The 12,743-nt window shown below is 47.9% G+C and carries 10 protein-coding genes; 6 read left to right on the top strand and 4 right to left on the bottom strand.

Going from position 1 to position 12,743, the window contains the following annotated elements; translation table 11 throughout:
• Nucleotides 1-379: 379 nt before the first annotated feature.
• Nucleotides 380-943 carry an HD-GYP domain-containing protein gene (locus A3751_RS11470; RefSeq protein ID WP_156498638.1) on the bottom strand — a complete coding sequence of 188 codons (564 nt, stop codon included), beginning with the start codon at nucleotides 941-943 and terminating at the stop codon, nucleotides 380-382.
• Between the two features lie 37 nt (nucleotides 944-980).
• Between A3751_RS11470 and A3751_RS11465 the strand changes: the two genes are divergently transcribed.
• The 5 genes from A3751_RS11465 (at nucleotide 981) to A3751_RS11445 (ending at nucleotide 6,321) form a co-directional block, all read left to right on the top strand.
• Nucleotides 981-2,558, top strand: coding sequence for a TonB-dependent receptor (locus A3751_RS11465; RefSeq protein WP_156492396.1), 1,578 nt, complete (start codon nucleotides 981-983; stop codon nucleotides 2,556-2,558).
• A 157-nt stretch (nucleotides 2,559-2,715) separates the two neighbouring features.
• Nucleotides 2,716-4,107 carry a COG3014 family protein gene (locus A3751_RS11460; protein WP_068455979.1) on the top strand — a complete coding sequence of 464 codons (1,392 nt, stop codon included), beginning with the start codon at nucleotides 2,716-2,718 and terminating at the stop codon, nucleotides 4,105-4,107.
• Nucleotides 4,108-4,135: 28 nt separating this feature from the next.
• Nucleotides 4,136-4,552: a YcfL family protein gene (locus A3751_RS11455; protein ID WP_068455976.1), complete on the top strand. Its 417-nt coding sequence runs from the start codon at nucleotides 4,136-4,138 to the stop codon at nucleotides 4,550-4,552.
• 31 nt (nucleotides 4,553-4,583) lie between these two features.
• Nucleotides 4,584-5,180, top strand: coding sequence for a penicillin-binding protein activator LpoB (gene lpoB, locus A3751_RS11450; protein WP_231871933.1), 597 nt, complete (start codon nucleotides 4,584-4,586; stop codon nucleotides 5,178-5,180).
• 88 nt (nucleotides 5,181-5,268) lie between these two features.
• Nucleotides 5,269-6,321, top strand: coding sequence for a CsgG/HfaB family protein (locus tag A3751_RS11445; RefSeq protein WP_068455973.1), 1,053 nt, complete (start codon nucleotides 5,269-5,271; stop codon nucleotides 6,319-6,321).
• A 35-nt stretch (nucleotides 6,322-6,356) separates the two neighbouring features.
• Here the strand turns inward: A3751_RS11445 and A3751_RS11440 are convergent, their stop codons facing one another.
• Both A3751_RS11440 and A3751_RS11430 read right to left on the bottom strand, forming a co-directional pair.
• Entirely contained in the window at nucleotides 6,357-8,204 is a 1,848-nt protein-coding gene (locus A3751_RS11440; protein ID WP_197466289.1) for a diguanylate cyclase, read from the bottom strand.
• Nucleotides 8,205-8,554: 350 nt separating this feature from the next.
• The gene (locus A3751_RS11430) at nucleotides 8,555-9,592 is read right to left on the bottom strand and encodes a metal-dependent hydrolase (protein WP_068455963.1); all 1,038 of its coding nucleotides are present in this window, start codon (nucleotides 9,590-9,592) and stop codon (nucleotides 8,555-8,557) included.
• 254 nt (nucleotides 9,593-9,846) lie between these two features.
• Between A3751_RS11430 and A3751_RS11425 the strand changes: the two genes are divergently transcribed.
• On the top strand, nucleotides 9,847-11,637 hold the full coding sequence (locus A3751_RS11425) for an ABC transporter transmembrane domain-containing protein (protein ID WP_068455961.1): 1,791 nt from the start codon (nucleotides 9,847-9,849) through the stop codon (nucleotides 11,635-11,637).
• Between the two features lie 78 nt (nucleotides 11,638-11,715).
• Here the strand turns inward: A3751_RS11425 and A3751_RS11420 are convergent, their stop codons facing one another.
• Nucleotides 11,716-12,603, bottom strand: coding sequence for a chemotaxis protein (locus A3751_RS11420; protein ID WP_068455958.1), 888 nt, complete (start codon nucleotides 12,601-12,603; stop codon nucleotides 11,716-11,718).
• Between the last annotated feature and the right edge of the window lie 140 nt (nucleotides 12,604-12,743).

Raw genomic sequence — 12,743 nt, 5'->3', positions numbered from 1 at the left:
AAACGGGTGTCACATTTGAAGGTTCGATTGCGAATAGTTGGCCAAGCCGAGCACAAGCGATGTAAATGGCCGCAACAGCGATGACCTCCAGAATTCTTACATCTTTGAGCCAGCGTTGTTGCGCGAACTTCAGGCGCAGGCTTGCAGTGTTCTCGATCATCCATCCGCTCCGGCAACGTATTATTGGATTTTTGTCGTTACATTTGAGCCAAAATGCTCTTTAAGCATTGCGCTATTAGAGCATGTTTCACTCAAGCCCTGTATCGTTAGCGCTTGAGCTAGATCACTTACTTTGAGGTTTTAGAGAAAGTGCTTTCTTTATGATGCGTGGAATTCACTGACAGCGTGGCGGAGGCAGCCTATCAATCTTTGTTGTGGATTAATCGGGATAGGCACGCTGTATCTCAAGAAGTTTTGCTTCATTCTCGAACAGTAGATCAACCAACTCTGGCTGAAATTTAACGCCATTCATTTCCACAAAGAACTTTCTTACATCTTCAATATCCCAAGCGTGTTTATAGCTGCGCTTGTTGATCAGTGCATCAAATACATCTGCGAGGGCTGCAATTCTGGCAAAGATGGGGATGTTTTCGCCTGCGATGCCTTTGGGATAGCCTGAGCCATCCCAGTTTTCATGGTGACCGACGGAAACAACGGCCCCGGCGCGCAGTACTTCCAGCTCCGATGAGGCTAGAATGTCGTGCCCGATTTGGGCATGCGTTTTCATGGTTTCCCACTCCTCTGGAGTGAGTTTGCCTGGTTTGTTGAGTATGTGATCCGGAATCGCAATTTTGCCAATGTCGTGTAATGGCGCTGCTTTATACAAGATTTTAACATCATGGCGATCTAAGCCGTAGGCCTCGCCAAGAACCTTACTGGTTAAGGCCATCCTTTTAACGTGATTGCCCGTTTCTTTGGAGCGGTTCTCAACCGCATCAGTCAGAGCAAGTGAATCAAATTATGGCGACGCATCAGCGTTTGTGTCTCAGGGCATTGGCAATGCTAGGTTAAATACCGGTGTTGCTATTACGCGCCAAGGTGATCAAGACCTAGCATACAACTATACGTCACCGTACGATGGTCTTCAGTATGCAAGTGAGCGTGCCTACGATTATAAAGACGTGAGCGTGTTTTCAACGGTATCCGGAGAAATTGCTGAAAGCACCCGATACAAGTTGACGGCTTACATCGATGATTATCAGGCCGAGGGATTTCCGGGGCAGGGCACGCAATTTTTCGCGCGCTTACCAGCCAGCTTTGATTTGCAATCGGTCAGTTTAACTGAAGACAAAGATGTCACTGATCAGGACTCTCACTTCTGGCTAGGTGCGGTTGATGTCGCGCATGACATAGGCACCGCCGTTTCATTAGAAGCAAAACTTTATCATTGGAGCTCGGAGCAAGAGTGGATGTTTGATAACTCGCGTTATCCCACTTCTCTCACCACACTGAGCAACGTCACTCTGCCATGTCGAAATGCCACCAACGCCAGCCCAAACCCAATCTATTGCCCACATGAGCTGACGCAATCGAACGAAGAGCATCGCTCTGGTTTGCATGTGTACGTAAAATCGCGGGAGCGCCATTACGGAACCCAATGGGCGTTTGGCTTTGGGCGAGATCGTTTGAAGATAGAACGTACTGACTTCAAAAGGGTGGATGCCAATGGCGGCGTTTTGCTCGATCAGGAAAACCCGTATTTGGGCTCTCGAAGAACAATCGATTTTGCACTTTTTCAAGCAAAAACGGGCTTTGTAAATGACCGATTCCAACTTGTATATGGTTTGCGTGCTGATTCCTATTCTGACCTAGATACGCACTTGTCGCCTCGGCTAGGGGCTGTCTATCACGTGAGCGAGCGTTATACGACCAAACTCTTGTACGGTCATGCCTACCGTGCGCCTACGGCAATTGAAAGGCTAGGCTCTGTTCAAGGGATTGACGCAAACTCCGAGATTGAGCCGGAGATCATTGATACCTTGGAGTGGGTCAATGCTTTTTATGGGCAAACCTATTCTTTGGAGGCGACCCTCTTTGCCAACCAATGGAAAGACGGAATTGTGCTTGTGCCAACGACGCCGCCGCTCAATCAATATGTCAATACTGGGCGCAATGAATCTTATGGCGTTGAATTTGTCGCGCGACGCCAAATTGATCAGCTTAGGCTCGAAGGCGTGGCGAGCTTTGTGGATAGTACCAACAAAGAAGCAGATACCGACTATGTGGCGTTTCCTTCATGGATATTAAATTTGGAAGGCGGATATCGCTTTGTGGATGCGGATCTGGAGCTGATTTTAAAGCAACGTATCATGCTCGACTACGCAGAGGGCGATTACTTGGGTGCCGCAAAGCCTGACAGTGCAGACGATTACTATCGAACAGATTTGAGTTTGGTTAAAGGGCTTGATTTCTTTGGCATGAGTGGAGATCACTCTGCGTTTTTGCAGGTCTACAATCTATTTGATCAGGACAATGTTATTCCGTCTCTATATAACTCGGAAGGAGGCTTGTCGGATCGGGGCATCGGCCTTGATGTTGGGTTGAGCTTCGAGTGGTGAAGCGAGTCAAATAATCGGTCGAAATATCATTGCGGGCATGCTTTTTTCTACAGGTCGGTTGATGTAGTCTTACCTCCAAAGGACAAAAGAGACAGGGAAATCCGTACCTAGGCCTGTTTGTCTTTCGCGCAAATCCCAAGGATAAGGAATTACCGCAATGCCGCTTCAATGCTTATTCAAAAGAGCATGCATCCTCTTTGTTGTCAGCCTTTCTTCCGGGTGTGCGGTTACTTCTGTTTTTAATCCCTACCCCAGTCAGGCACAAGAGTATCGAGCGGCAATTAGCGGCAGTGCGAATACCGAGACCGTATTGAAAAGTTTAGACAGTGATCGGACGAGCGCCGATGCCATGCTATATATGATGGAGCGTGGCAGGGTGGCGCAGGTTGCCGGTAAGTTCGAACAAAGTCAGGCAGACTACCAGCAAGTTATTGATGCATTTGAGGCACAGGATCTTGCTGCCACGATTCAAGTATCAAATGCGGGCGCTCAGAGCGCTTCCTTACTCACCAATGACAATGCTATTCCTTATAAAGGCGCAGGTTACGAACGTATATTTGTGCATCACCAACAAGCGCTTAATTATTGGGCGAAGGGAGATCTAGAGGGCGCGGCGGTAGAGTTTCGTAAAGTGGCGCTTGAGCAGCGAGTGCTTGAGCAGCGACATGAGAGCGAGATCGCTGAAGCGCAAGAGAAGGCAAGGGAAAACGCAATAGACATCGACGAAGTGACCCGCCAGTTCCCAGGGCTGGATGAGGTCGCCGGTCAGGTGAAAAGCTCATTTCAAAATCCTTATACTTATTATCACTCGGCAGCGTTTTGGGAGGCGACAGGCGAACTTAACGATGCTCTCGTCGATTATAAAAAAGCGCTTGAGATTAATCCGGGCTCTGAGCTCTTAATCAGCGACGTGGCGCGTGTTTCCAGAAAACAGGGTACCAAGGTTGAAGGCATTGACGGTAACGCGCCTAACAAAGACGAAGGCACAGTGGTTCTGTTGTATGAAGATGGTTTTATCCCAGAGAAAATAGAGACACGATTTAGTTTTCCAAACTTTTCCGATGGCGGTTTGATTACCGTAGCCTTCCCTTATTATGACCCATCGAAGTGGCCAAAAAGCGCGACTCTGAGCGTCTCGGATGATCTGTTCAATGACTTCGGAGAAACTGATCAACTCGTCCAATTTGGTGCGCTTGCCGTAAAAGACCTAAAAGAACGGATGCCTGCGTTAATCACCCGTCAGGTACTGAGGGGAATCGCGAAAAACGAGCTGCAAGCGCAGTCTGGCCAGCAAATGGGATCTGCCGCGCAGTTTATTGCCAATGTTTATAACATTGTATCTGAGAGCGCCGATAGACGAAGTTGGTTGACGATTCCCAATACGGGTCAAGCATTGAGAATAAATTTGAAAGAGGGTAGCCGGGAGCTCACATTGAGAGCGCCGAATACCATGGAGAAGCTAGCATTAGAGGTAAAGGCTGGCAGAACCGTCTTCGTGAGGGTGCTACACGTAGATAGTCGTTTGATTACACAAGTGTTCCCGCTTTAGGCGAGCAGAATTGAAAAAGGAGAAACTGATGAAAAAACATCCTATTTTGGCAGGTGCTTTGATGGGGGTGGTGGTCGTCGGCGTAGCCACATTGGGGGGCTGTGCCGTCTATGAGACTGCGACGGTGTCTTCTGAACCAGATGGATCTGTAAAGCAGCGTATTGTGTCGAATAGCGGTTTTCTGTCTGCGAACCTCGTAATTGAAGACACGAAGATGGGGCAGGCAGGCAACTTGCTGCGCGTGCAAGCAACGATCAAGAACCAGTCTAGTGGCGACATTAATTTTCAATACAAGTTTAAGTGGCTCGACAAAGATGACTTTGAAGTCGCGATTGATGGCAGACCTTGGCAGCCTTTAACGATTACCGGGTACGAGAGCAAGTCCGTTCAAGCTGTCGCACCCAACCCGACAGCGACCAGTTTTCAAATACTGGTTCAAGATTAATACGCATTAGGAACTCAGAAAGAAGGAAAGCATGATGAATAAAGTAAAAGTTTTAGGCGTAATTGCACTATGCATGTTCGTTAGCGCTTGTGCGAATAAAGTGTCATATGGCGATGCGACAGCCGTTGAAACGACCAACACGGATTTCGGCTCCACAGACTTGCAGTCTATTGCGGCCAAAATGGTAGATGACGTACTGTCATTTCCACCTATCGTGCAGATGACTGCGGATCGCCGCCCCGTAGTTTTTGTAGATCGCATTAAAAACAAGACGACGGAGCATATTGATACGGAGTCGATTACGGACTCGATTCAAACCAAACTCCTGCAATCGGGTAAATTCCGTTTCGTAGATATGACTGCGGTTAAGCAAATACAGGAACAATTGGACTTTCAAATGGACAGCGGTATGGTTGACCCAAGTAAAGCGGTTTCCTTTGGTAAGCAAACGGGTGCCGAGTTTATGCTGTATGGCAACTTGGCGAGCATTGTGAAACGTGATGATGATACCAAAGACGTTTACTACAAGTTCACGATGAAAATGGTCAACCTTGAAACTGGCATCATGGAATGGGCTGGTGAAAAAGAGATCCGTAAAACGGGCAGTAAGTCATTCTTGGCACTCTAGGCTAGGGCTGCATTAAGTTTGGGAAATCGCTGAAAAATGGCTGGAGATGAACTCTGGCCATTTTTTTTGGATAAAAATGGAGGTTCGGATGAAAACAGTCTTACTGGCGGTGCTTTGTTTTTCTTTTTTTGTATCAAGCGCTTCTGCCGCGTCGAGTGAGCAGACGGCAACGGGAGTAGCGAAAGACTATGATCAAGCACTCAGTGCTGCATTGTTCAATGCTGTACAGCAAGCCAATGGTGCAAAGCTTAGCAAGGTAGCGTCGATAAAAGCAGAGCTTGATCAGGTTGTTACAGAGTCGACTTCAGGGTCAGGGACAGAGACTTCTACAAAGCTCAATCTTGGTGTTCAGGATCGGATCGTCACCAGCGGCACTAAATATCTTGAATCATACCAGGTAAGCTCGGTGAAGCCGCCTGCTATAGAAGGCGATAATTGGCAGGTGACGGTGAAAGCAATGATTCCGGAGTACGAATCGCTGATTGATGATGCCGGTCGTCCTTCTATTGCTGTCATGCCGTTTCGTTTTTCACACCCTACCTTCGCTGTTCATAATGGTCAGGCGGCAAGCAATAGTTTTCAACTATCGAACCGAATGAAAGACAAGCTTGTGAGTTCGCTAACGCAAACACAATACTTCGTTGTTGTTCAGCGTGCAGACACGAGCTCTTTGAGCAAGGAGTTTTTAAGCGAAGCGGCACTATTAAGCTCTGATGCTGTTTCGGCAGAAGAGGCGAGCCGATTTGGTCGGGTCGTTGGTGCGGATTATATGATGACAGGGCGCATTCATGAATTACGCAGTGAAACAGAAGTAACGGCGTTTTACGGTATGAAGAAAGAGCGTACGGAGGATCAAATCGATATCTCTTTCCAGGTTGTCGAGGTCGCGACGCAGAAAGTCTTATGGGCAGATACAATTACCACAGACTTTGATCGACCAGAGGATGCCGGCGTTAGTGTCACGTTGGACTATGTGGCGAAGTTGGTCACTGACAGCACAATGACACACCTTGATCCGACGTATGTTTCTAAAAGCAATATTGGTGAGCAAGAAGATAAAAAAACAAATGCTCCGGACAAGGGGCGTACCCACTTGAGTGATACCCCAGGCTCGAGCGACGCGCCGATTAAATGGAATTAGGCAAAAAACGGGTGTTGACCAAGGCCGTTTAAAGCCTAGCTTTTGAGGAACGCGATCGTTCCATCGGCCTCTGGATCTTCCATATCATGGAAACATACCACCCGGTTTCGGCCTGAATCTTTGGCTTCGTAAAGCGCAGTATCCGCTTGGGAAACCAGTTGGTCGCCGCTCTGTGTATTTCTAGCACGTAATGACGATACGCCAAAACTTGCCGTAACCGGAATCGCCCTGCCGGCAAATTCGAGATTGAGGTTCTCGATACTGTCGCGTAAATCTTCAGCAATCTGCTTCGCTTGATTTACCGTTGTTTCACTTAACAAGATGATAAATTCTTCGCCGCCGTAACGCGCAGCTAAATCTCCAGAACGGGTGATTCGCTCCATAAAAATCTTGGCGACCTTTTGTAGGCACGCATCGCCCGCTTGGTGACCATGTTGGTCATTAATGCGCTTGAAGTGGTCGATATCGCAGAGAATAATTGAAAGCTGACGCTTGTGTCGGCTTGAACGTCTAAATTCGGTATCGAATGCGGTTTCAAAATGTCGACGATTAGCGAGTTTGGTTAGCGCGTCTGTGGTCGACATGATCTCAAGTTTTTTGTTGACGCTTTCCAGCTCTGTCATCGCTGTTTGCAAATTCAAGGTTCGCTCGGCTACTTTTTGTTCAAGTTTTAGGTTGGCTTCTGCTTTGGCGGTGAGCAACTCATCCTGCGTTTGACGGGCAAAGCGTTCGTGCTCAAGAGAAGACTCCTGAGCCCGAATGCGCATTTCTTTTTCTCGATTAAAACGAGAGGCGAGCGCGAAAGAGAGTAACGAGACTTGAATCAGAATACCGATTTGTCCGGCGTTGTTGGTCCAGAAGTTTGAGGGCAAGAAGCCAAATTTAGTCGCAATCAAAATCGCCACCCCACTAAACGCTGATGTCCATGCTAGGCAGAAGTATTTAGCGAGGCTGTTGCCGCGATAGAGGCTCCAGTAGCCGATGGTTAACGCCGAAAAGCAAGTCACCATACCCATCGCGCTATTCACTCGTACGGTAATGTTGTAAGGGACGATGAACGTCAACGCGAGAAGAACAGCACTCAGTCCAGCGATATAATAAACGAGCTTGTAAATCTTACGGCTGTGCTTTGCCAAATCCAGAGCGCTCATCAGGAAGACAAAGCCAAAAAAGTTGGCTGAGGCAATAAAGACAGATATCGCGTAACTGTTCCAGAGCAGCTGATTCGGCCAGAGATATGCAAACCCATAGCCGGTCAAACTCGCTTGAAACATCAAATAGCTCAAGGCAAATGCCGTGTAATACAAATAGGTCCTGTCTTTCAGCAGGAACAGAAGCGAAAAGTTGTAGATGACCATGATACTAAGCACACCAAACCAAATGCCCTGCATTAAACGTTCGTTGCCATCTGCAATCAGAAAACCCTCTGGTTCCCAGACAAATAGTGTTGCTTCAACCGAGCCCGCAGTTTCAACCCGCAATAAAAACTCGTTCTGACCGGGATTCAATTTAAAGGGAAGGATGAACTTTTGGTGTGCAATAGGTCGCTCTGAAAACGGCCGCTCGTCGCCAACATGATGTTTTTGGAGAACTCGCCGCTCCTCAAACTGGTAAAGTTTAATGCTGTCTAAAAATGCGATCGGGAGTTCAATGAGAATGTCTTGATTGTTGGGCTGTTTATTCTCTAGATTGAAACGAAACCAGTAGGCCGATTGGGTAAATCCAAAGTTAGGAGAAGCATTCTCGATGACATGCCATTCCGCGACAGGCGTATCTAACACCTGCTCGAAGGTAAGCGTATGCTCTGAATCTTCTAGATAGAGCATTTGGGTTCCGATTTTGATTGGGAGAGCTTCATCCACGGAATAGCTTACGCTAGGCACATTTTGCTCCCCCACCGAATGGGCGAGCGGGCTCAAGCAAGCCAAAACAATTGCGAGGCAAGCAAGAGTCAGTGTTTGCATGCATATTCCATTGCATGATGATTTAGTGCGAATGCTATAAAGCAAAGAGTCTATATTCCATTAAGCTATCTATTGTTTGAGTATAGATAATTGCTGCGAAAACCATAGTTGCGAAGTGTAACGACTGTGTGAGAGTTTGTGACAAGAAGGTCTTGTCACGCGCTTTTGACCGTTTTTCACGAGATTTCTCCATGCCCTCGGAGAATTTTCGGGGCATTTAGATAGTTCTCGTTTGCACACATGCTTTAGCGAACCGTTTCTAAGTCGAGTCACTGTTGCATTGGTAGTCTCGGATGCAGCGATATGTTTGGGTCGAACATACGGTTCCACAGCAGAGGCACTCTCGAAAGATCTCGTGCTTCTTCAACACGAGATGCCAATACCGGGAGTACTTGATTGCTTTCAAGGCTCTGCTTCTCGCCGACGGCAAAGTTAAAAACATAACTACCTTCAAGTCCCATGCGTAAGTCGGTCATAACGATTTTATTGTCGCGAATCGCAACGCGATAAAAACCTTTGGTGAACCATTGAAGGCGTTGCACATTCCACTGGTCGCCGATGCTCGAGAGCAGATCCTCACCCTTTGGGTAGCGCCGAAACTCTACGGATTGAGCGTCTTCCCAAACTGCGACATGTGCCACGAAGTATTCGTTATCACTTAAAGCGACAATGCGCCAGATTAAGGTATTGAATGGCATCGGTGTCGTAAGCACTGCATAGACATTGAGATTCTGCTCTACCAACGACTTGGCAATGGTCTCTTTCATTGTCGCTTTAGCGACCAGTGACCAAGAAAGATAGGTCGAGCTGATTAGGAGTGCGGCCACAGAGACAGATCTCGCCCTTGGGCTTTGCCAACCCAAATATGCCGCAATGCCTAATCCGGTTAATAGAGGGAGGGTGTAAGCCGGATCAATAATAAAAACGCTAGAAAGCCCAAAAGGGTATTCGCTGAGGGGCCAGAGCAGCTGCGTTCCATATACCGTAAACGTATCGAGTAACGAGTGCGTCCAGAGAATAGCAAGAATTGTTAGCGCCCAGCGTGTTTTATAAGGTCGAGTCGATGGGTGCAGTTTGAGTGCGAGCCACGTTAATAAGGGAACGAGAAATAGTTGGACTATAAGGCTATGACTAAAGCTTCGGTGGTAGGTAAAGTCTTCGACAACGCCACCAAATGAGATAAATACGTCAAGATCGGGCAAAGTGCCGATTGCTGCGCCCCAAATAGGCGCGAGCTTGCCGATCTTGCGTCCCAACATCGTGTGGCCAACTGCGGCACCCAGTGCCACCTGCGTTAAAGAATCCATATTATTGTTGTATGCCTCATATCTAAGCTTGCCTTGCGCTCTCTTGCGATTGTCTGATTTTTCGCCTGTGTAAGATAGGCCGCGCCCAATTACTTTAGACTACGCAGCATCATCGTTTTAAGACCTATCTTAGGTGTACTTGGTTCCTCGCCTTTTTTGGAATAGGTTTCATCCAGTGCCGGACTCGTTTACTCTGGGTCATGATGCTTCATTAGGTTATGCGCGTCGCTAATCTATCTTACATGAGAACCTGAATGTCTGTTCCTACCCCGCTCAACACAGAGCAAAAACCAGCGCGTTCTTTCAGTGTGCTATTAAAACTTTGGGCTTTTATGCGCCCTTACAAACTGACCCTGATTTTTGCCGGTATTGCTTTGGTATTTACAGCCGGTGTCACTCTCTCAATTGGGCAAGGCGTTCGCGTGTTAGTGGATGATGGTTTAGTCGCGAGTTCTCCTCAAGCACTCACACGAACCGCTCAGGTTGTTTTGCTTTTGTCCCTCTTTATGGCGCTTGGTACGTATGCCCGCTTCTATCTTGTGTCATGGCTCGGAGAGCGCGTGACTGCTGACTTACGCTCTGCCGTGTTCTCTCATTTGGTTGGCATGCACCCCAGCTATTTTGAACTCAACAAAAGTGGCGAGATTATGTCCCGACTCACTACAGATACGAGTTTGCTACAAAATATCATTGGCTCGTCATTTTCTATGGCTTTGCGCAGCGCACTCACCTTTGTGGGATCTCTGATTTTATTGCTCTATACCAACCTCAAGTTGAGTGCGATGGTGCTTATGGGGGTACCGCTCGTTCTGTTGCCCATTGTCTTATATGGTCGTCGTGTTCGGCGACTGTCCAAAGCGAGCCAAGACTCCATTGCCGATGTCGGCTCTTATGCCGGAGAGATTATTCGTAACATCAAAACGGTACAAGCCTTTACCCAGGAGGATCACGAACGTACCGCTTTTGACCGAGAGGTAGAGACGGCATTTGATGTTGCCAAGCGGCGTATCAAGCAACGTGCTTTGTTGATTGCGGCGGTTATTCTTCTTGTATTTGTTGCGATCACTTCGCTTATCTGGGTGGGTGGCAGCGATATGCTGGCTGGTGAGATAAGTGGTGGTGAGCTAGCGGCGTTTATCTTTTATGCCGTAATGATGGCGGGTTCTGTGGCGACCATTTCTGAGGTCTATGGTGAGTTGCAGCGCGCAGTGGGTGCGACTGAGCGTTTGCTTGAGTTGCTCGCTGTTGAAGCAGAGATTCCGTATCGCGCTGAAAACGGAGAACCCAAGGCGGATCGAGTGAGCAGCGAAGCGATTGCTTTACATGATGTCTCGTTTTGTTATCCCTCACGCCCGCAGGTTAAAGCATTGGATACTATATCGCTGACGATTAGGGAAGGTGAGCGTATTGCCTTGGTTGGTCCATCCGGGGCAGGGAAATCAACGGTGTTTGAATTGCTTCAGCGGTTTTATGATCCTGCACAAGGGTGTATTGAGGTATTTGGAAATGACACTCGTCAGCTTTCGACGATGATCTTGCGTCAACATCTGGCTATTGTTCCTCAGAACCCCGTCATGTTTTCTGCAGATGTTGCGTATAACATTGCCTATGGTTCCAATCATGCTACGCAGGAGCAGGTAGTGTTAGCTGCAAAAGCGGCGCATGCGCATGACTTTATTGAGGCTCTTCCGCACGGTTACCAAAGTGATTTGGGTGAGCAGGGAGTGCGGTTGTCTGGTGGCCAAAAGCAACGGCTTGCGATTGCCCGTGCCATTTTGAAAGACCCTAAAATACTCCTGTTGGACGAAGCGACGAGTGCACTCGATTCAGAGAGTGAATATCACGTGCAACAAGCGCTGGAAACACTGACAAAAAACCGTACAACGCTGATTATCGCGCACCGTTTATCCACAATTAAGCATGTTGACCGTATTATTGTGTTTGATCATGGACGGATTGTCGCCCAGGGGACGCACGAAGAACTGACGAAAGTCTCTCCGCTTTACAAGCGACTTGCCGAGCTACAGTTTGGAGAGCCCATTTAGCGTATTCGGTCTTAGAGCAGGGCTTGTCGAAGGGGCTAAGTCTTTTAACCCGGAGCGACTATCGCGATGATTAGTAATCTAGCGATCTTTGGTAGCGCCAAGTATCGCCTGCATTAATTCTCGGGCGTCGAACTTGGTTAGCGCTTCATCCGCGCCCACTTGTTTTGCGTAAGAGACACTCATTTCACTATTTAGTGAGGTATGAAGAATAATGTAGGGTTGTGTTAGTTTTGAATCATCACGAATACTGAAGGTAAGCTCGTAACCGTCTAATCCTGGCATCTCGATGTCGCTCACCAAAACATCAATCGGTTTACCTTCGCGATCAAATGCGAGCAGTATGTCGAGGGCTTCTTGACCGTTGCTGGTCATCGAGTAGGTTGCGCTAGCCGCATCGAGTGCATCAGCTAACTGGCGCCTAGCCACTTTTGAATCATCGACCAATAGAATATTTAGGCGTTTGATTGCCTCACGATCGACATCCGTAAGGCGCACTTGAGTCGAGTCGATCGACTCTGGGAAAACCCTCGATAGCAATAGCTCTACATCCATCAGCTGGATGATGGTTCCATCTTCCTCGCGCAGTAAGCCTGTTACAAATGCGGATTGACCAAGCGATTTTGGAGGTGCAGTTACCTCTTTCCATTCCGCTTCTATGATCTTGCTGACGCTATGCACGGCCAAGCCAATTTCCATGCGTTGAAGATCCGCGATGATGATCGAGGATGCTTGGAGCTGGTCTTTGCTTGTTGGTGCGTAACCCACAGCGGCTCCAGTATCAATGACGGGCACAACAGAGCCACGAAAGCTCATTGTTCCAACAACGCTTGGATGGCTGTTAGGTAACTTACTGAGTGGCTGAAAGGGGATGATTTCACGAATCTTTAGCGTACCCAGGCCGAATAGCCTTTGGTCGTTCAAATGGAACAACAACAGTTTTTGGGGGTGTTTCTGAGCTTGAGCCATATGGGTCGCAATTGTTCAGAGTTTATTTCATTCGGCAGTAAGCATATCGGCCAAGATCACAATAACATAACGTTTTTCGAAACGCTGTACTTGGAGAATTCTGGTACGCAGTTCGAACAATCCGTGTCGGCGAGCCTTTA

The organism is Oleiphilus sp. HI0080, from assembly GCF_001635135.1.
This window is presented reverse-complemented; position numbering and strand designations above follow the sequence as displayed.

Excerpts from the sequence above, each read along its gene's own strand:
- A3751_RS11460 (WP_068455979.1), top strand. The coding sequence starts at position 2,716 with ATGCCGCTTCAATGCTTATTCAAAAGAGCATGCATCCTCTTTGTTGTC.
- lpoB (WP_231871933.1), top strand. The coding sequence starts at position 4,584 with ATGATGAATAAAGTAAAAGTTTTAGGCGTAATTGCACTATGCATGTTC.
- A3751_RS11425 (WP_068455961.1), top strand. The coding sequence starts at position 9,847 with ATGTCTGTTCCTACCCCGCTCAACACAGAGCAAAAACCAGCGCGTTCT.
- A3751_RS11445 (WP_068455973.1), top strand. The coding sequence starts at position 5,269 with ATGAAAACAGTCTTACTGGCGGTGCTTTGTTTTTCTTTTTTTGTATCA.
- A3751_RS11420 (WP_068455958.1), bottom strand. The coding sequence starts at position 12,603 with ATGGCTCAAGCTCAGAAACACCCCCAAAAACTGTTGTTGTTCCATTTG.
- A3751_RS11455 (WP_068455976.1), top strand. The coding sequence starts at position 4,136 with ATGAAAAAACATCCTATTTTGGCAGGTGCTTTGATGGGGGTGGTGGTC.
- A3751_RS11430 (WP_068455963.1), bottom strand. The coding sequence starts at position 9,592 with ATGGATTCTTTAACGCAGGTGGCACTGGGTGCCGCAGTTGGCCACACG.